Raw genomic sequence first — 19,517 nt, 5'->3', positions numbered from 1 at the left:
TGGTACCCGAGGAAGTGCGAAGCGCCACCCTACGCGGACCGCTTTTTCCTTGGTAAGTGATTGGCAATATGGTAAGGCTCGAAAATCCTGCTGGCATGCCGTTGTCGGATAATACCGAACGCAACCGTTAGCGGTTGACCGCTCTTCCCAAGCCTGTCCGGTTGAGGCGCGCAGCCCCCCTCGCATTTCTGCTTCCGGCCACGCTCATGTTCAGGTATGGCCGCGATTTACTACTTGAAGTGTTTGCAAGTAGCCTCGGACCTCGGCTGATAGTTATACTAAGTTCCGATACGGTGCCTATTTAAGCGCATCATCGAATAAAGCGAGCCGAATTGGGCGGCGCCTTTCATATTCATCGATCGGCCGATACCATGAAAACGAAGAAGGCCGATCCTTACATCAGCGTTTGAATTCGTCCCCTTATACTTTCAACACCGGTTGACATGCTTTTTAGCCCGATGGATCGGCCATCGGGCTTTGCCGGAACATTGCTTGATTCAGCGAGATGCCAAAAAATATTCTGACGATCTCCATTCTTGCCGCTCTCGTGCTGGGTGTGGCCTGCGGAGAACTGGTCCGCCGTTTCGTTCCCGATCCGGACGAAATCAAAACGTTCGTCAGTAATGTCTCGCTCTTGACCGAGGTTTTCATGCGCCTCATCAAAGCGATCATCGCCCCGCTCGTGTTCTCGACTCTGGTGGTCGGAATCGCCAAGCTGGGCGATGTCAAGGCGATCGGTCGACTGGGCGGAAAAGCCCTGTTCTATTTCTTCGTTGCGAGCCTCGCTTCGCTCTCGCTCGGCATGGTCCTGGTCAATCTGGCACAACCGGGCGTTCAGCTCCATCTGCCTGTCTCTCAGGAAGCCGTACATGCTGCTCTGCCTGCAAACCACTTTGACCTGAAGACGCTCCTCCACCACGTGATTCCGCAAAATGTAGTGGAAGCCATGGGGAACAACGAGATCTTGCAAATCGTCGTGTTCGCATCGTTTTTTGGGGTGGCGGCGGCAACAACTGGAGATCGGGGCGAACCCATTATCGCCGCGCTGGATGCCCTGGGGCACGTGATGCTGCGGGTGACCGGCTACGTCATGCTGTTGGCGCCATTAGCCGTGTTCGGGGCGGCCGCGGGGATTATTGCCCAGAAGGGAACAGGTATTATCTCGACCTACGGTACGCTGATGATCGAGTTCTATCTGGCGCTGTTACTGCTCTGGGGAATGCTGATTTGCGTGGGATTTCTGGTGATTGGGACGCGGATAAAAAACTTGCTTTCGCGGCTTGGCGGACCGTTCTTGCTGGCTTTCAGTACGGCCAGCAGCGAGGCCGCATTTCCGAAGACGCTGCAGGAACTGGAGCGGTTCGGTTGTCCCAACCGCATTGCCAGTTTCGTGCTTCCCTTGGGTTATTCCTTCAATCTGGATGGCTCGATGATGTACATGACCTTCGCGACCTTGTTCATCGCCCAGGCGTACGGCATCGATTTATCGCTTCACCAGCAAATCATCATGCTGCTTACGCTGATGCTTACCAGCAAAGGCATCGCGGCCGTGCCGCGGGCGTCACTGGTCATCATTACCGGCGCACTATCGATGTTCGATATTCCGGAAGCGGGGCTGCTACTGCTCTTGCCTATCGACCATTTCCTGGACATGGGACGTTCCGCCACCAATGTTCTGGGCAATGCAGTGGCCGCGACGGTTCTGTCGAAGTGGGAGAAGCAGCTTCGCCATTGAAGACACTTCGGCTGACTATCCACAGTTTCGGTGGACAATCCTGTGCCGCAGCGATGCGCTAGCTTTGGGCTGGCCGCACCTCGCGTGAGGCGAGCAAGGTCCTGAGGATACCGGGGTCGATCGGCTTGACCAGATGATGATTGAAACCGGCCGCTGCGCTTCGCTGTCGGTCTTCGGCTTGTCCGTACCCCGTCAGGGCGAAAAGCGTCATCGAGTCTCCGTATTCCTTTCGTAAGTGCTGAGCGACTTCATAGCCGCTCATTCCCGGCAAACCGAGATCGAGCAAAACCACATCCGGCTTATACGTCTGGCATATATCCACTGCGGACCGGCCGTCATGGACGATGCGTGTTTCATGTCCCCACAGCTTCACCAGCAGGGCCATCGATTCCGCCGCGTCGTAATTGTCGTCCACCACCAGAACCCGTAGCACGGGCGGTGCTTCGGACGCCGGTAGAGCGCTCCAAGAGTGGGAAACCAGCTCGGTTTTTGCAGACAAAAGCGGGAGGTAGATAATGAACTCGCTGCCTTTTCCAGGTCCGTCGCTGCGCGCTTCGACATAGCCCCCGTGCATTTCCACCAGCCGTTTGACCAGTGAGAGCCCGATGCCCAATCCTCCGCGGGCACGGTCGATCCCCGGATCGACTTGGGCGAAGAGGTCGAAGACTTCGGACAGATCGTTCTCGGCAATTCCGATACCGCTGTCTCGAATCGAGACGAGGACTTCGTCCTTCCGGTCCTTGACGGTCACCCAGATGTGTCCGCCGTCCGGAGTGTACTTGTTGGCGTTATTGAGAAGATTGTCGAGTACCTGCGTTAATCGAACATCATCGCCCTCGACATAAAGAGGACAGGGCGGCAAAGTCAGCGTGACGGTATGCTGATGCGCCGATGCGCTGGGCCGGTGGTTTTCCACGACCCGAGCGGTTAAGGCCACGAGATCCACGGGCAGTTTGTGCAGGTTGATTTTGCCGCGCGTGACCCTTGAAACATCGAGAAGGTCGTCCACCAGCCGAGCCAGGTGCTGGGTCTGCCTCTCGATCATTTCGAGCGGCCGTTGACTCTCGGGCAGTAGCGGCACTTGGCGATGCAGGATATGGACGGCGTTACGGATCGGCGCCAGAGGATTCCGAAGCTCATGGGCCAGCATCGCCAGGAATTCGTCTTTGCGGCGGTCAGCATCGGCAAGCTCGGCCGCTCGGCGCCGCAACGAGTCTTCCAGCCGCTTGTACTCGCTTAAATCGACGATGAACGCGATCCAGGTGAACGGTGAGCGTTCCAGCGCAGTGGCGCAGATCAGGATCGGCACCCGAGTGCCGTTCTTACGGATGAATTCTTTCTCGAAAGGCGTGATCGCGCCGTGATCCAATAACTGGTTCCGAGCCGCTTCATCCAAGGCTTGGTATTCGGGCGGCGTCATCTCCGGCCAGCGTAATCTTCCCGCCTGCAGATCCTCACGGCTGTAACCCAACATATCGAGGAAGATCTGGTTGGCATTGCAGATCTGGTCTTCGATTCCCTCAAACACTCCGATGATATTGGCTTCCACCAAGCGCCGGGCGCGCATTTCGCTTTCGCGCAAGGCCTCTTCGGTTTGCCGGCGCTCGATGGCCAAAGCCAGCGTATAGGCAACGGCGCGCAGGAATTGGGCATCATCCTCGGTAAAAGCGCGGTGCTTTTTGGTATGCACGCCCAACACGCCGTAGGGCCGCGCATACCCGGGAATGGTGATGCTCATGCCACTCACGACGCCGTGCTCGAAGAGCAGAGGCGGACCGCTGAAGCGCGTCTCGCTGCGAAGGTCGTCGACGATGACCGGTTCGCCGGCGATCAGGGTGCTCTCGTCGGCCGGTTTGGAGATTAGCAGCGTGTAACCTGCTTGAGACTCCAAACCGGCGCTGACCGTTGCTTCTCCAACCAATCCTTCTCGCCAGCCCACACCCGCCTTCAATCGTAAGGCCCGACCATCGGGAAGAAGCTCCAGGATTTTCGTGTACTCGATGTCGAGACACTGGGCGATCTGTTCCACGGCGTGCTTCATCAGCCGATCAAGACTGGTGCCGGCCAGGGCCGATTGGCTCAGATCGGCGAGAATAGCCTTGCGGTGCGCGTGCTCCTGGATTTCGGCCTCGGCAGTCTTGTGGGGAGTGATATCGCGTATGACGCTTATGGTTAAGGTACCTTCCTCCGCCTTGATGGGCGCCAGATGGACGTCCACGGGAAACTCGCTGCCGTCCCGTCGCAGGCCGTAGAGTTCGGGGCGCTGGCTCATCTTGAGCCGATAAGGCGCTGCGCGGTAGTGCTGCCGGTGATCGATATGACGTGCTCTATAGCGCTCCGGAATCAAGCTCTCGATTGGTCGACCCAGTAAATCTTCTCGATCGTAGCCGAACAATCGCTCCAGCTCCGCGTTGATTTGCCGGATGCGGCCTTGAGAATCGACGACCGCGATAGCATCCGGCAAGGCTTCGAAAAGAGCCTGGCACAGCGTTTGATTCTCGGGCGATATTGCTTCGCTCGGCTTGGGCTTCGCGCGATCCCAGAGAGTTTCAAAAGAGCAGGGATTGATCTGTTTCATGATGCTGCACGCTGGGACGGCGGAGTTTACTTCTTCCGCTCCCTGAACGTTAGTGTCTCCTTATGGCATCGACGCAATCGGAGACCGATGGACCATTAAAGACCGCCGAGAATGAGTTGCTATCGGGATACATTCGCGGGAGCACTGCGCGTCTCGGTACCGGGGTGTGGTTATTCATCGCGGTTTGACCTATTCAAACCCGTCCTGGTTTCCATGATTTTAGAGCCTTACGCGATATTTGGTGGAAGTTTCTTTGAGTTTGTCCTAAACGCGGGGCTCGCCGATAGCTGCGCTTTCGCCGATGTGAACGCCGCTCTGTTTTCACTGCCTGAAGTTCGGCAGGTGGTACAGGCCGTCCGCAGCTTGTCATCAGCCGGAAACAATTTATCGAGAAGATATAAGCCGAGGATCTTGGTGCATCAGGTGTCGCACCAAACCGGACCAGGGACGGTCTACCTTTGCTGATAGGCTTCGGTCTCCAAAATCATTTGCCGGAGCCATTCCATATACGGGGTTCCGCCGGTTCCCCTCGGGTCGCCGGTCCAGCGATTGATATATTCCTGCGCCCAGCCGTAATGGACACGGCGGAAAGAGGCAATCGCCTCGAGTATGGCATTAAAAGATTCTTTGTAGCGGGGGTGTCGGACGTTCGGCATGGCCTCGACCTCCTCGATGAGCCGGCGATGTTCGATAGGCATGTAGTTCCGCATGTCGGCCAAATGATCGGTCAAAGCCGAACGCTGGTGCGGAATCTTCAGGAACGCAACCAAAGTCGGCATGATACTGCTCTGCGCGCCGGTCTCGCCGCGGAATCGGATAGGCGCTTGGTCCACGCACTCATAAGTCACGCCGTCGAAAAATCGGATATACGGCCTAAAAGTCTTGTAATACAGGCGTGCATCCATTTTCTCGGGTATCCGTTTGAGCACTTCGACTTGGCGTCGCACTGCACTTTCGATTTGCCACAGTTCGGTGCCGATGTCGGAATTCGGATCGACGGCGAATTTCCGTTTGACCGAAGCAATGGCGGCCAGAATGTCTGCGGCAATCGCCTCGATTTCCACATGTACCAGAATGAACCAGTGTTCATCGTACATGTGAACGAAATTCTGGATCGTGTCGATGTTCCCCAACCGAATCGGCTGGTCTTTGCGGAAGCGCTTCCAGTTATACAAGGCATAGCCGTCGTAGCTCAAAATCGGCGGACGCCCCAACAGCAGGCAGGCTTTTGCCAGCGGTACGGCGATGTTGCGCGGCAGCATTCGCGCCGGTTCCATCCCGACCTGATTGACATAAGCGGAGGCGAGAAAACCGATCCGTAGGTAGTACAGCCGAAGCTGCGGCAGCGTTTCGGCAGTGACCGGTTCCTCCCAGCTCGGGATATCGAGCTCCCGCGCATAAGCGCGAAATCCTACGTCATGCAGAAGGCTCGGCAAATCACGGCCGACCTCGTCGATTACGGCGTAGCGGGAATCGTAAGGGAAGGCCGTGAGGGGGTCCTGTTCTGGTAGAAAGCCGCGCTCAGCATAATGGGATTTCAACAGTTCGCTTGCTCCGGCCTGCGAGGCTCCCGGGCCGAGTCTGTCGTACTGCCCGTGTGTGTCGGTGATCATTGCTGCTCCGGTGAAAAGCGGGTTTTGCTGCGACTGAGACCCCGGTTATGCGAACTTCGTTCGCTTTGTGGGGAGTAGTCTCCGTGGTAATGGCCTTCCGAGCTACTATGCGGCGGCTCCCTTATCAATCCTCCGAACGGCAATCCGAGTCCTTTTGGCTCGTCGATATCCGCCGCGACACCGAGCCACTTTATGATTTGAATTTTTCCGTGTCCAGTCGGGGGGGGGGTAATCGACTTGCCGTCGATAGCGGCATGCCGCATGGACGCAATCCGTGCAGCGCGTCAACCACGTCTTGAACGGTGCCGGTCCAGAAGTCCGATGTCTCCGGCACCGTTCATGAGTGCCCGGAATGTCCCAACAAGAACCCGAGGGTTTCCAGCAATACCCCGAATCCTAGAAAAACCAGGCCGATCCAGGCGTTCTCCGGAGCAAGCAGAAACAGCACTCCCCCGGTTGCCAGTAAACCCAAAGATATACGCCTGCGACTGGTCGGACTCTTGAGCATGGGGATCGATGCTACGGTTCAGCCCCAAGCGATTTCAGTTGATTAAATTGCTCCGGAGTCAATACGGCATTGATCGCCGCGCGGGAACTCAAAGCCGTGTTCACCAATGCGTCGAAAGCCGCCGTGTGATTTTTTGCCGCAATACGGATAGCCGCCTCGTCGCTCGCCGGGTTCAGAAAGAGGCGATAGGCCGATCGTTGGGTTTCACGAAGTTTCTTGCCGATTTCCTTGATCTTTTGCTGATTGTCTTGGTGTATCCGCACGATCTTGCCGATTTGTTCGTCGGACAGCTTGAGCTCGTTGACGTGGCGAAGCATCACGTTTTCATAGCTTTCATGCGCCCGCAATCCGCCTTCTTGCAAGCTTTCCAATAGCTTGCGCAGCTTGGCGCCATGCGCGCTGTCCATGGCGCGCGGCTGGCTTTCGGTTGCGGGCGTTTTCGCGGCTGCCGGCAATCCCCATGCGGTTAATGCAAAAACCGATGCCGTCAACAAAGCGGAGAGCTTTTTCATGGGTTTCCTCGTCATCCAACGCCGATCGTCAGATCATTGCGCTTCGAGGCCGACGAGCAACGCCCGGTAAGCGCATCGTCGAGTGTGCCCCGGGAGAACGTTGGACATAACGAGCACCGGAAAGCACTAATCGCGTCGGCCATCGACTTGAATAACCGGGCGACTCGGCCCTGAGCCAATTTCGACCGTCATCGAAATATTCGATCGGACAGCCCGTGGCCTAGTTCCGCCTGGACCACCGCACTCGTGAGTCTCGTGCTGACGGCAGTTGGTCGACTATTCGTGGGCCCCAAGATTTTTTCGCAAACGAAGGCCGCGCACTATGGTCTATCAAAGATTAAAGCGTATCCTTGTAGGAAGCCGGCATGTACGACTGGATTGTCGTTGTCCCGGTGTTCGGGCATGGCTGTAACCTGTTCGGATTCTTGGGCTTCGACCGAAAAGCCGGTTATTGTTCTAGTAAAGGAGATAGACGATGCGGAAGGCTTTCTACGGACGCTGCGCCCCCCGGTTTTTCGTGCTTCGAATTATCTTGGCAAGTGCTCTTACGGCCTATGCGTCTTTACTCTCCGCGAGATCGGTCGATACCGGGAGACACCGCGTGATAGCCGCCGAGATCATTGTTCTGCCCGCGCCGCATACCGCGAGTTCCATGTCATTGGAAGAGGCCTTGCACAGGCGCGATTCGGTTAGGGAGTTTCTCGGGACGCCGATGTCGTTGGAAGACGTATCTCAGCTCTTATGGGCCGCTCAGGGAATCACCCACGACGATCAGCTCCGCACCGCCCCTTCGGCCGGTGCGCTTTATCCGTTGGAGCTGTACCTAGTGGGCGGCGACGTTCTCAATCTGCCGGCAGGCATTTACCGGTATCTCCCTCAACGGCACCGGTTGGAGGTGATCCGTCGCGGCGATTTTCGGGCCGATCTCGCCGCCGCGGCAATGCATCAGGATTGGCTGAAAGACAGCGCGGCAATCCTGGTATTCGCTGCCGTGGAGGAGCGAACGACCGCAAAGTACGGCTCCCGCGGCCGCGCCTACGTCCATACGGAAGCCGGGCATGCGGCGCAGAACGTTTTGCTTCAGGCGGTATCCCTGGGACTTGGCGGTACGCCGGTCGGGGCATTCGATGACGAGTGGTCGGCGCAAGTTCTGGACCTTCCAGCGGAGGAGAAGATCCTATATTTGGTGCCCATCGGAAAGCCGCGCTAAGAGGTTATGCGAGAAGCTACTCGCGTCCCATAGAGGCCCTTTCGACTGAGCCTAGGACGGGCACGCTCTTGGGCTGCCCGCGAGGCTTCCCTTATACCCTCCAAGAGACGCCGGCGGCGAGAGCGATCCCCCTTGTATCCTGGAACGGCACCGTGCCGATTGACGGTTTTGATCATTCAGGGAGTGAACCATGCGACGTTTGCACATTGCCATCGTCGGTTTCGGCAGACTCGGTTTGGCGTGTGCCGAAGCGGCACGGAACGACGAACAGATTGTCTTGGCCGGTGTCGTACGCCGACCGGAGTCGCCGCAGATCCTGCCCGCTCCCTTCGATCGGATTCGTGTCGTTTCCCATATCCGCGAATTATCCGGTCTCGATGCGGTGTTGGTCTGCATCCCAGCGGAGTGGGTTAGGGGCTGCGTACACGATTTGCTCCAACTGGGTCTGCCGGTCGTCGAGTGCGCAAGATTCCATGGCGAGGCTGTTCTTGAGCACAAGCAGGCCATAGATCGCTGGGCGATCCGCTTCGAGCGGCCCGCTGTAGTGGGCGCCGGCTGGGACCCTGGGGCGCTGTCCTTGATGCGGGATTTGTTCGCTCTGCTCACGCCGAAAGGACACACCGACATCAGTCATAGGCCCGGCATCAGCCTGCATCACACCACGCTGGCCGGCTCCGTACCGGGAGTTAAGGGGGCGCTTTCGACGGAACACCGGAACGCCGACGGGCAGATGGAGCGCTATGTCTATGTCGAATTGGCGGACGGCGCGAGACTGGAAGAAGTGAAAGCGGCCGTTGCCGCTGACCCGCTGTTCGGGGGCGACATCACCACCGTATTTCAGGTCGAGAGTATGGCGGCGCTCGAGGACGAGCACGGCGTACTGCTGCAACGCCACGGTTCGGCCGGTCAAACCAGACACCAGTATCTGATGTTCGAAGCGCGCCTTTCCGAGGCCGCCCTGAGCGCTCAAATGATGCTGGCGGCGGCCCGTGCGCTGCCCGGTTTGAAGCCTCGCGCTTATTCGCTGTTCGATCTGCCTCTGGGCGCCCTTTGGGGTGAGTTGCGTAAGGATTCGGAACAGACGTTTCTCTGAGTCGCTGCCGTGCATCCTTATATCTCGATTCTTCCGTTCACAAGAAGCAGAATTTCCGGCTGATCACCGGGAGAGCGACCTCGGATCGGTAGGTTACGCGGAGCCTGTCCTGAGCCTGTCGAAGGGCCTGTCCCGAGCGGAGACTAGGGGCTAACTCACCATCGATGGGTTTCGCTTCGCTCTACCCATCCTACGATGAATGTTCACTCGAATGCCGAATGGAATTAGCTATGTTCGCCTGTTTTCTTTCGAATCGGCGAAGGGATGTTGGCCAAGAATGCGTGAAACAAGGTCGGATCGTAACCGACAGCAAATCCCAGCAAGGATAACAGTCCCGCCATCCTGAGATACTGGGCGGCATTCGTCTCGCTGATCGCTTCCGTCGTTCCACCGGGAATTCCGATGGCCAAACCGGCGATGTACAGCAGATAAACCAGAAAGCTGCGGCACATGCTGGCCAATGGAGACTCCACCCGGTAGGCCATGCTTACGGAAGCCAATGCCTGGTCGGAGTCTGCGGGTTGATCCTGGTCTTCGGTCTCTGCTTGATACCCCTTGAATGTCAACCGGCTCGATACTCCACCTATCACGCCAGAGAGGCATGTCAGGATGGCGACGTTGGTGTAGGTGTAAAGAGAAGCTGCGATGATGAAATCGTGCCAATTGAACGATGCCGCGAGATGGTCGCGATAGGGGCGTGACGAAATCAGCAGTCCTGAACCGAACAGCGTGATCCAGGCGACGAGACTCAAAAAGCCTATGACATAATCGACCCATTTTCGGTATGGCATAGTTTTCATCTTGGCGCCTCCTTTGATAAAGCGCCTTGATTTTAGAAGTTTTGGGAGGATTAGCCATACCGTTGTCCGAGCGACAGCAATTTTCTGCTCGAAAAGGCTCGATCATTCCTCCGACCAGGGTTCACCGCTTCCTTGCCGCGACTTTTTCTCGCCGGGCTCTTCCGGAGTTCCCGCCGAGGGTTCCTGTTCCAAGGGCTCTTCTTCCGGAAATCCCTCGCCCCACTCGTCTCCGCCTTCTTCCGGGCTTGTACCGGTCGGCCGCTCCTGGGACTTTTCGATTTCCTTCAGAGGCTCGACCCAATCTTCGGGCGGCGTATCGGAGACTTCGGTACCCGTGAGATCGTCCACTTCCGAGACGTCCAGAGGCCCGCTCCAGTTTTCCGGCGCCTCGATAGGCTGAATCTCGAGCCGGTACCAGGCATCGAAATCCATCTCTTCCACATCTCCGTCGAAATGCTGGATCTCCACCAAATCCGCCTCCTCATCCACGAAGACGACCTGGAAGGCTTGACCCTTGTCCAGATGTTGGTACCAATTGCCGACAATAGGATCCGCTTCAGAATTCATCGTTATGCCCTCGTCTTATACACCGAGATCTCGTTCTACCGGCGAGCGGCTCGGATACCCTAAGGAACGCTCGGCCGGTAAGCTAGCCGAATCGAAATTGAGTCTGTCCATCCTTTAGGTCTGCAAAGCAGATGGAAGTTTAAATTGGACGAAACGGCCGAGAGCCGTCGCCGGATCATCGATCGGGCGTGCAAACGCTCTAAATTGACAAAGCTCACATAGCAGAAGAAATTCTTAAACCTCAACGGTCAGCCGATCAGAGAACTTTTCATCAACCGCAACCACCGAAGGACATGTTCGTCATGCTGTGGGATATTTCGCCCGTCGCCTTCACCATTTCCATAGGCGCTTTCCAGCTTCCGGTCCACTGGTACGGACTTTTCTTCGCGTCGACTTTCGTCTACGGTCTGTTCGTCTTCCGTTACTTGTTTCGGCGTGAGGGACGGCCGGAGGACGAGGTTTACGATCTGGTGCTGTTCGTCCTTGCCGGAACCGTGATCGGAGCCCGCTTGGGCCACGTGCTGTTTTACAATCCGGGTTTTTATCTGACGCATCCGTGGAAAATCCTCGCGGTGTGGGAAGGCGGGCTCGCGAGCCACGGCGCGGTGGTCGGCATTCTGATCGCGGTCTGGCTATATTCCCGTCGGGCGACCAATCAATCGTTCCTCTGGGTGTGCGATCGCATCGGCGTTACCGTGCCTTTGTCCGGATGCCTGATACGCATCGGCAATTTCTTCAACTCTGAAATCCTCGGCCACCCCGCCGACGTTCCCTGGGCGATTGTCTTCGCCCGGGTCGATTTGCTGCCGCGCCACCCGGTACAGCTTTACGAGGCTTTCTGTTACTTGTTGATTTTTCTGGTCCAGTTTCGCTTTTATCTCAGGCGCGGGAATAGCGTGCCCGAGGGTTATATGTTCGGTCGCTTTTTCATCCTGGTATTCGGTACCCGCTTCGTCCTGGAATTCTTCAAGGAGGGCCAGGCCGCTTTCGAGTCCGGCTGGACGATTACCATGGGCCAATGGCTGAGTATTCCGGCGATGCTGGTCGGGATGTATTTGGTGCGGCGAGCGTGGCGCTTGCAGCGGGCGTTCGGAGCGGATTGGAATGCCGCGCCGCCCCAGTCGGATGCTTGATCGCGATACGGATTATCGACCTTTGCGGTAGATGGGCAGTCCTGGTCGCCAAGGATTCCATTCGGGCGGCATTTCGGGCAGCGATTCGTGCGCACCGATCACGAGAAGCCCTCCGGTCGACAGGCGAGCGTCGAGACCGTGCAGGATGTCCCGCTGCAGGGCGATCGAGAAGTAGGTAAATGCGAGGTTGCGGCAGAGAATGAGATCGAAGGGGCCGTCCGGCAAGGTTTTGCGCAGATCCTGCACGGCCCAGCTCACCGGTCCGCGATATTCCGGTTTGATGCAGTACCGTCCCTGATTTTCCGTGAAGGCTAGGTCGCGCCAAGGCGGCGGCAATTCCTTGAGACTGCTCGGCGGATAGCAGCCGCGCCGGGCTCGGGCAATCTGATCCGGATCGGCATCAGTGGCGATCAGTTCAAACGCAAAATCCGGAACTTGCGGGGCGATTTGCAGCACCCAAATGAGAGCCAGCGTGTACGACTCCTCGCCGGCGCCGCAGCCTGCGCTCCAGCCGCGCATACGGCGTTCGCCGCGGGTTCGGCAGAGGCGAATCAGCTCCGGCAATCCGTCGCGGGCGAGAATATCGAAGACCCGGCGGTCGCGGTAAAAGCGGGAGATCGTAATTCGGCAGAAACTATCGAGCCGCGGCCATTCCTCCGCGTGAGTTTCGAGGTGGCGGCGATAAGCGTCGAGATCATCCATCTGCAATTCCGCCATACGTCGAGCGATGCGCCTGATCACCTGACGCCGGACTTTGCGGAACCCCGGCCAGCGCAGTTCCAGGCGCGGCAAGGCCCATTGCAAGAAATCCACCCATTTAGCTTCCTGGTCCGTCACCGTTGCGTCCTTCTGAATCAAGGGTTCGCGCAACGCCGAACATTCAGGGAGTCCGCAGAGAGGCCCGGAGAACCCTTGCCGCGTCGACCGACCGTGGACGGCTTCCTTCGCTCGCGATCACTTGGGCAGCGAGAAGCAAGCCGAAGCGCAGACAGGTTTCGGGGGCGGCCCCTTGTGCAAGTCCGTACAGAAAGCCGGCGTCGAAGGCGTCGCCACCGCCGGTTCGATCGGCCTCTGTCGCCGGGAACGCGGGATGGGCGTATTCGCCGCTCGGTCCCAACGCCACCGCCCCTCGGGCGCCCTGGGTAACGACCAAAAAGTTTGAAGGCGAGAGACGCTTCCGCGCTTTGCGCGGATCGGTCGAACCGGTCCAGCGGCGCAGCTCGGTTTGGTTCATGAAGATCAAATCCAGCCGGGGGATCATTTCTTCCGTAGGCCCTTCATCCAGATCGCAGGAGACGGTGGCGCCCCGTTCCTTGGCGAGACGGATCAAGGGCAGCGCGAGCTCGTGCAGAGAGGTCGCCACGTGCAAGTGCGCGCCAGGGTAAAAAATCCGGCCATCGATCTCCGCCGGATCGAAGCAAGCGTTCGCCCCGCCCGAAGTGACCATGCGCTTGCTGCCGGGGGTCGCGAAAATGGCGGCCATGCCGGTAAGGCTCCGGCGGGTGCGCTGAATCAGGCTCGTATCCGTCCCAGCTTCGGCCAGCGCCGCGATGGCAAGCGTGCCGAAGGGATCGTCGCCCACGCACCCGAGCATTCGTACAGACTGGTTGAGCCGCGCCAGCCAATAGGCCGTATTGGCGGCCGATCCGCCGTAGTTCAAAACGCATTTTCGGCAGCGCAGTTTTTCGTGTTCTTCCGGCAGGCGCTCGACCGGAAACGTGAGATCCGCGTTCAAGCTCCCGGCACAGATAAATCGGGTAATCATGTTTAACCTTAGCCGTCGGTTAAAGCGTAAGATAAGCCTATTCCGCCGCTCGGACCAAACGAGGTCTTATGACTAGATTGTCTCGAATGATGCGCGAGATCGAGGAGGAGGTTACCCTCACCCGGCATCTCATCGGTAAAGACACGCTGAATCCGAGGGTGCTGGACGCGATGCGAAAAGTCCCTCGTGACCGTTTCGTGCCTTCCGAGTCCAAGGCTTACGCTTATGAGAACGGGCCCGTGCCCATCGGTTACGGTCAAACCATCTCCCAGCCCTACATCGTGGCCTTGATGACCGATCTCCTCGATCCAGAACCGGACGACATCGTTCTGGAAATCGGCACCGGTTCCTGCTATCAGGCGGCGGTCCTGTCGCTGTTGGTTAAGCGGGTTTACACGGTGGAAATCATAGCGGAGCTGGCCGAGCAGGCGAAGGAGCGGCTGATGCGCCTCTGCTACGCCAACGTGGAGGTCCGTGCCGGCGACGGCTATCACGGTTGGCCGGAACATGCGCCCTATGACGGCATCATCGTCACGGCGGCCGCCCCGTACCTGCCGAAAGCCTTGCTCGATCAGCTCAGGCCCGGAGGCAGGATGGTGATCCCTATCGGGCTGCCTTATCGCCACCAGGAACTGATGCTGGTGGAGAAGGACAAGCAAGGCCAAATCGAAACCCGGAGCATTTTGGATGTGGCCTTCGTGCCGCTCACAGGAGACTCGATGATCGAACCGGAGCGCGAATCCGTGACGCGCATCGATCGAACGAACGAATACGGATGGAGAACGACCATGACTGCAAAATTATCGGATGCCCAGATCAACGAGCTGAAACTGGCGCTCAAGAGCCGCTATCGAGATCTCAGGGAAGAAATCCGTCAGGAGCTCTTGTCTTCGGATAACGAGCAATACATCGATCTCGCCGGTCAGGTTCACGACATGGAGGAGGAATCCGTCGCGGACTTACTGGTGGACCTCAACCTGGCCATCATCGACCGGCACATTCGGGAGCTTCAGGCGATAGACGCAGCCCTGCTCAGAATCGCCAACAACGAGTACGGTATCTGTATCGAGTGCGAAGGGGAGATCGGCTATCCTCGGCTGAAGGTAAATCCCGCGGCGCTGAGGTGCCACGATTGCCAGGAGCGATACGAGCATACCCACGCCGCCACTTCGCCGAGCTTATAGGGAACGGCCGGATATGCGGCGGTACCGTGCGGAACCGGATAGAGGGCCGCCGGTCCGCGCATCCGCCATTCGGTCGATCCGGGCTAGTCCAGCACGTGGGACGCCAACCCGTCCGCCAGCTTGGGCTCGAACCAGGTCGATTTCGGGGGCATGACCTTTCCCGCATCGGCCACGGCCATCAAGTCTTCCATGCGGGTAGGGTGCACCGAAAACGCCACGGCCATTTCGCCGGAATCGACGCGGCGCTCCAGTTCGCGTAAGCCGCGGACGCCGCCGACGAAGTCGATCCGCCGGTCGCGGCGGGGATCGGAGATGCCGAGGACCGGCGAAATGAGGTTGTCCTGCAAGAGACTGACGTCGAGCCGCGCCACCGGGTCCGCGGGGATCAACTCGGGTCTTATGGTCAGCTTGCGCCAGTGTCCGCCGAGATACACGCCGAACTGGCCGGGATTTTCCGGTTTCACCGGATTGTCGGCTTTTTCTATGGCAAAGCGCTCGGACACCCGGCTCAGAAACTCCGCTTCGCTCAAACCGTTCAAATCCTTGACCAACCGGTTGTAATCCATGATCCGCATCTGGCTCTTGGGAAATATCACCGACAGAAAGTATTCGTAGCTTTCATCGCCGGTATGGCCGGGATCGGATTGCCGGCGCGAGGCCGCAACCCGCGAAGCCGCGGCGGAACGGTGATGCCCGTCGGCGATATACAGTGCCGGCAGCGCATCGAAAAGTTCGGTGAGCCGGGCGATGGTATCTTCATCGCGAATGCTCCAGAACGTATGCCGCACGCCGGACTCCGCTACCGCGTCGGCTTCGGACGGTTGCTCGGCGGTTTTCGCCAACAGGCTGTCGATCTCGGGCGCATCGGGATACGCCAAAAGCACCGGACCGGTCTGAGCGTTCAACGCCACGATCTGGCGTACCCGGTCGTCCTCCTTGTCGGGGCAGGTGAACTCGTGTTTTCGGATGCGGTTGGCGTCGTAAGCGGCGACACTGGCCGTCGCGACCAGGCCCAGTTGCGTATGGTCGCCCATGACGAGGCGATAGGCATAATAGAGCGACCGGTCGTCCCGCTTCAGGATGCCGGAATTCAGCATCCGCTTCAGATTGTCCGCGGCCTTGGCATAAACCTCCGGAGCGTAAGCGTCGGTTCCGGGCGGCAAATCGATTTCCGGTTTGGAAATGTGCAGAAAGCTCCACGGACGGCCCGCCGCCAGCGTTCTGGCTTCTTCGGTATTCAACACGTCGTAGGGCGGTGAGATAACCTCCGCGGCGCGACCGGGCGCCGGACGGAGAGCGGAGAAGGGGCGGATGAGGGGCATGGTCGTTTTCCTGAGGGCAATGGCTGAATTCTAACACCGGAGCCGAGAAACCTTATTTCAGTAATGACTCGTGCGGCTGTCAGTAATTTCACCGGGTCGTTGGTCCAATGGAGCAAGGAATGGCGAACTGGAGCCCAATGACGATGTCCTGTATTCTCCCTCATCTTTCGAGGCTAGAGCATTTCCCGGTTTAGTGTAGTGCCCCGGCTGTAGGTCGGGAATCCCTTCCCGACGTGGCTGTCGGCAAAGGATTGCCGACCTACGACTATGCGTCTTGTTCTACCATTAGCAGTTTCAGCCCCTTGTATCGAGGTCTTCATTTCAACATGAGCAAAGCCTATCGTCCGATTTTCGTTGCAACGCTTCTTTTGCAAGCCGCCTGTGTCAGCGTTTCGAATCAGCCTCGCGGGATTTACCAACCTGGCCAGATACCGGGCGAGTCCACGGCCGAGCGCCAGCCGGGTACTCCACAGGCAGGCGCGAGAGAAACCCCCGCTCCGTCATGGAGAGCGAAACCACCCGTCAGAAGCGAGCCCGTCGCTTCATCGCCTGCAGTTCTGGCCTTGTTGAGCGAGGCCGAAAACAACCGCAAAAGCGGGCAACTGGACAATGCCGCCTCCGCACTGGAAAGAGGGATACGCATTCAGCCGCGCAATCCTCTGTTGTGGCATCAATTGGCCGAAATTCGGCTCCAGCAGCATCAGCCGGGCCTTGCCGAAGATCTGGCGAAAAAATCGAACCAGCTTGCGAGGGGAAGCCAGCCGCTGACCCAAAAGAACTGGTCCATTATTGCGCAGGCGCGCCGGGCGAAAGGCGACCTGGCCGGTGCGGCGATGGCCGAGCAGAAAGCCGGGAACTGAATTGCCGGATTTGCTTTCGATCTTGGGGGCGGAAGGCCCGTTCGCCCGGTGCTTGCCGGGGTTTCGCCCGCGCCAGGGACAGGCGGAGATGGCGCAAGCCGTCAAACAAGCAATCGACGGCAAGAGCTGCCTGGTCGCGGAAGCAGGTACCGGCACGGGCAAGACCTTGGCCTATTTGGTTCCGGCGGCTTTGTCCGGCAAGAAAGTCATCGTTTCGACCGCCACCAAGACTCTCCAGGATCAGCTTTTCCGCAAGGACCTGCCTATGGTCCGGCAAGCGCTGGCCGTGCCGTTCAAGGCGGTACTTCTGAAAGGGCGAGCCAATTATCTGTGTCCGTACCGTCTGCAAAACACCCTGGGATTCAAGGCGGGTTACGGCCCACGCGAGGCGTACGCCCTGGAGGCGATCCGGCGCTGGAGCAAGACCACCCGGACCGGTGACATCGCCGAAGTCGTCAACGTGCCGGAATCTTCGGTGCTTTGGTCTTCGGTGACCTCGACCGGAGACAACTGCCTGGGGCAGGAATGCCCCCAATACGAAGACTGTTTCTTGGTGAAGGCACGCCGCAGTGCTCAGGATGCCGATATTCTGGTGATCAATCATCATTTGCTGTGGGCCGACTGGACCTTGAAGAACGACGGCTTCGGCGAGCTTTTGCCCGACTGCGAAGCGATCGTGGTGGACGAGGCTCATCAATTCGTCGAATCGGCGGCCCAGTTTCTGGGGCTCAGCATCAGCTCCCGCCAGCTCCACGGGTTGGCGGACGATATCCTGGTCGAGCGGCTCAAGAACGCGAAAGATATGCCGCAGCTGCTCGAAGAAGCGGAACTGCTCGAGCAATTGACGGCGGAGCTGCGGCAGGCTTTGGGCGACCCTTCGCGGCGGGAGGCGTGGCACAAGGTGGCGGACGATTCGGCGGTAACCGAAAAGCTCGCCGAGTTGCGCCGGCATTTGCACGATCTCGAAGCCATCCTGAAAGAAGCCGCCGTTCGCAGCAAAGGCCTCGAGTCGTGTTGGAAACGTTGTACGGATTTGGGCGTGCGGCTGGAGACTTTCGACAAGGACGAAGGCAGCGAAGCCGTACGCTGGTTCGAGGTCTATAAGCACAGTTTTTCCCTGAACCGGACCCCGTTGGCCATCGCCGGCGAATTCGCGCGGTTTCGGAAGCACAGTCAGGCCGCCTGGATCTTCGCATCGGCAACGCTCACGGTGAGCGGCCGGTTCGATCATTTCGTCGGACAACTGGGACTCGGCGGTGCCGATTGCCGGGCTTGGGAAAGCCCGTTCGATTACCGGAACCGGTGCTTGTTGTTTCTGCCGCCGGGGCTTCCGGACCCGGCGGTCGACGGCTTCACCCAGGCCGTGGTGCGAGCCGCGCTGCCGGTTTTGAAGGCCAGCCGGGGCAGGGCATTCATGTTGTTCACCTCGCATCAGGCCTTGTCGGAGGCTGCGGCTTTGATCGCGCAGCATCTCGATTATCCGCTGTTCGTTCAGGGCAACCAGCCCAAAGCGGTGCTTCTGGAAGCGTTCAAGCAAGCCGGCAACGGCATTCTCCTGGGCACCGGGAGCTTTTGGGAGGGGGTCGACGTTCCGGGACCGGCGCTTTCCTGCGTCATTATCGACAAATTGCCGTTCGCTTCACCCAGCGACCCGGTGCTCAATGCTCGGCTCGAAACCCTCCGCCGCAACGGACTGAATCCGTTTGCGACCTATCAGCTTCCGGCCGCAACCATCGCGCTCAAGCAGGGCGTGGGGCGCTTGATCCGGGATCAGGAGGATCGCGGCGTGCTGATGCTGTGCGATCCGCGGATTTTGTCCCGCTCCTACGGGAAGGTTTTTTTGAACAGCCTGCCGGATACGCCGAGGACCCGTTCGCTCGCCGATGTGCAGCGGTTTTTCTCCAGTGAATTCGAAAAAGAGATCGCGGTATGAAGATTCTGGCCATCGAAACCGCCACGGAAGCGTGTTCGGCCGCCTTGCTGATCGATGACACCGTTCTCGAACGTTATGAGCTTGCGCCGCAGCAGCATAATCGGCTGATTCTGCCGATGATCGACTCCTTGCTGGCCGAAGCCGGAGTCAGGGTTTCGCAAGTCGATGCTTTAGCGTTCGGACGGGGGCCCGGTTCCTTTACCGGCGTCCGCATCGCGGCGGGCGTGGCTCAGGGGATTTCGTTCGGTGTTGATCTGCCGGTGGTTCCGGTTTCGACGCTGGCGGCCCTGGCGCAGGATGCCTTGATCGAGTCTCCGGAAAAGGTCGCATTTTCCTGCATCGATGCGCGCATGGGCGAAGTCTACTGGGCGGTCTACCGTAGGGGAGAATCGGGGTTGGCGGAGCTTTTGGGCGAAGAATCGGTACGGCCGGCCGAACGCGTTTCGTTTCCCGATCATGCCGAAGGCGTCGGTATCGGCAGTGGATGGAAGACCTACGGTTCGGTTCTCCAGGAGCGTTTGGGCAGCGACGTAAAAAGGATTCTGCCCGACCGCTTTCCGCGCGCGGCGATGGTGGCTCGTCTTGGCGCCGATGCTTTCGGCAGCGGTTTCTTCGTGGAGCCGGAACAGGCGCTGCCGGTTTATCTGCGCGACAATGTCGCTAAAAAGCGGGGTTCACGAACGTAGGCGGATCGATCTTTGTAG

General features: G+C 58.7%; 17 protein-coding genes. 8 read left to right on the top strand and 9 right to left on the bottom strand.

Features of this window, described 5'->3' with window-relative positions:
* Positions 1-505 precede the first annotated feature (505 nt).
* On the top strand, positions 506-1,735 hold the full coding sequence (locus ACWJJK_RS14775) for a dicarboxylate/amino acid:cation symporter (protein ID WP_156879352.1): 1,230 nt from the start codon (positions 506-508) through the stop codon (positions 1,733-1,735).
* Positions 1,736-1,793: 58 nt separating this feature from the next.
* On the opposite strand, the gene ACWJJK_RS14770 is transcribed toward ACWJJK_RS14775, so the two are convergent.
* The 4 genes from ACWJJK_RS14770 to ACWJJK_RS14755 form a co-directional block, all read right to left on the bottom strand.
* On the bottom strand, positions 1,794-4,313 hold the full coding sequence (locus tag ACWJJK_RS14770) for a PAS domain S-box protein (protein ID WP_086135411.1): 2,520 nt from the start codon (positions 4,311-4,313) through the stop codon (positions 1,794-1,796).
* A 452-nt stretch (positions 4,314-4,765) separates the two neighbouring features.
* Complete coding sequence (locus ACWJJK_RS14765; protein ID WP_086135412.1) at positions 4,766-5,926, bottom strand: PrnB family protein; 1,161 nt, start codon at positions 5,924-5,926, stop codon at positions 4,766-4,768.
* Between the two features lie 337 nt (positions 5,927-6,263).
* Positions 6,264-6,398 (bottom strand): hypothetical protein, encoded by a 135-nt coding sequence (locus ACWJJK_RS14760; RefSeq protein ID WP_347257703.1) that lies wholly within the window; start codon positions 6,396-6,398, stop codon positions 6,264-6,266.
* Positions 6,399-6,445: 47 nt separating this feature from the next.
* The gene (locus tag ACWJJK_RS14755) at positions 6,446-6,946 is read right to left on the bottom strand and encodes a Spy/CpxP family protein refolding chaperone (RefSeq protein ID WP_347257704.1); all 501 of its coding nucleotides are present in this window, start codon (positions 6,944-6,946) and stop codon (positions 6,446-6,448) included.
* A 475-nt stretch (positions 6,947-7,421) separates the two neighbouring features.
* Here ACWJJK_RS14755 and ACWJJK_RS14750 point away from each other — a divergent pair, with 475 nt between their 5' ends.
* Together ACWJJK_RS14750 and ACWJJK_RS14745 are read left to right on the top strand one after the other, a co-directional pair.
* Complete coding sequence (locus tag ACWJJK_RS14750; RefSeq protein WP_454128239.1) at positions 7,422-8,156, top strand: SagB/ThcOx family dehydrogenase; 735 nt, start codon at positions 7,422-7,424, stop codon at positions 8,154-8,156.
* A 190-nt stretch (positions 8,157-8,346) separates the two neighbouring features.
* Complete coding sequence (locus ACWJJK_RS14745) at positions 8,347-9,249, top strand: diaminopimelate dehydrogenase (RefSeq protein ID WP_156879354.1); 903 nt, start codon at positions 8,347-8,349, stop codon at positions 9,247-9,249.
* A gap of 224 nt (positions 9,250-9,473) precedes the next feature.
* Here ACWJJK_RS14745 and ACWJJK_RS14740 read toward each other — a convergent pair whose 3' ends face one another.
* Together ACWJJK_RS14740 and ACWJJK_RS14735 are read right to left on the bottom strand one after the other, a co-directional pair.
* Positions 9,474-10,049: a hypothetical protein gene (locus tag ACWJJK_RS14740; RefSeq protein WP_454128238.1), complete on the bottom strand. Its 576-nt coding sequence runs from the start codon at positions 10,047-10,049 to the stop codon at positions 9,474-9,476.
* 102 nt (positions 10,050-10,151) lie between these two features.
* A complete protein-coding gene (locus tag ACWJJK_RS14735; protein WP_086135415.1) occupies positions 10,152-10,616 on the bottom strand; it encodes a DUF6763 family protein in 465 nt (154 codons plus the stop codon).
* Positions 10,617-10,918: 302 nt separating this feature from the next.
* On the opposite strand from ACWJJK_RS14735, the gene lgt reads away from it, so the two are divergent.
* Positions 10,919-11,749, top strand: a complete 831-nt coding sequence (gene lgt, locus ACWJJK_RS14730) for a prolipoprotein diacylglyceryl transferase (RefSeq protein ID WP_454128237.1) — start codon at positions 10,919-10,921, stop codon at positions 11,747-11,749.
* Between the two features lie 12 nt (positions 11,750-11,761).
* Here lgt and ACWJJK_RS14725 read toward each other — a convergent pair whose 3' ends face one another.
* Positions 11,762-12,619, bottom strand: coding sequence for a CheR family methyltransferase (locus ACWJJK_RS14725; RefSeq protein WP_454128236.1), 858 nt, complete (start codon positions 12,617-12,619; stop codon positions 11,762-11,764).
* A 10-nt stretch (positions 12,620-12,629) separates the two neighbouring features.
* Positions 12,630-13,514 carry a carbohydrate kinase family protein gene (locus ACWJJK_RS14720; protein ID WP_454128235.1) on the bottom strand — a complete coding sequence of 295 codons (885 nt, stop codon included), beginning with the start codon at positions 13,512-13,514 and terminating at the stop codon, positions 12,630-12,632.
* 68 nt (positions 13,515-13,582) lie between these two features.
* On the opposite strand from ACWJJK_RS14720, the gene ACWJJK_RS14715 reads away from it, so the two are divergent.
* On the top strand, positions 13,583-14,698 hold the full coding sequence (locus ACWJJK_RS14715; protein ID WP_454128234.1) for a protein-L-isoaspartate(D-aspartate) O-methyltransferase: 1,116 nt from the start codon (positions 13,583-13,585) through the stop codon (positions 14,696-14,698).
* A gap of 83 nt (positions 14,699-14,781) precedes the next feature.
* Here ACWJJK_RS14715 and ACWJJK_RS14710 read toward each other — a convergent pair whose 3' ends face one another.
* Positions 14,782-16,020, bottom strand: a complete 1,239-nt coding sequence (locus ACWJJK_RS14710; RefSeq protein WP_347258340.1) for a DUF1015 domain-containing protein — start codon at positions 16,018-16,020, stop codon at positions 14,782-14,784.
* A 326-nt stretch (positions 16,021-16,346) separates the two neighbouring features.
* On the opposite strand from ACWJJK_RS14710, the gene ACWJJK_RS14705 reads away from it, so the two are divergent.
* Genes ACWJJK_RS14705 through tsaB form a run of 3 tightly spaced genes read left to right on the top strand, consistent with a single transcriptional unit; the run spans position 16,347 to position 19,499 of the window.
* On the top strand, positions 16,347-16,880 hold the full coding sequence (locus tag ACWJJK_RS14705) for a tetratricopeptide repeat protein (protein WP_077729238.1): 534 nt from the start codon (positions 16,347-16,349) through the stop codon (positions 16,878-16,880).
* A gap of 1 nt (position 16,881) precedes the next feature.
* Complete coding sequence (locus tag ACWJJK_RS14700) at positions 16,882-18,813, top strand: helicase C-terminal domain-containing protein (RefSeq protein WP_434112156.1); 1,932 nt, start codon at positions 16,882-16,884, stop codon at positions 18,811-18,813.
* A complete protein-coding gene (gene tsaB, locus ACWJJK_RS14695; RefSeq protein ID WP_156879360.1) occupies positions 18,810-19,499 on the top strand; it encodes a tRNA (adenosine(37)-N6)-threonylcarbamoyltransferase complex dimerization subunit type 1 TsaB in 690 nt (229 codons plus the stop codon). Before ACWJJK_RS14700 ends, tsaB begins: the two co-directional genes overlap by 4 nt.
* Positions 19,500-19,517 lie beyond the last annotated feature (18 nt).

Source organism: Methylocaldum gracile (assembly GCF_053646815.1).
Note: the sequence above shows the minus strand (reverse complement) of the source record. Positions and strands in the feature narration are given on the sequence as shown.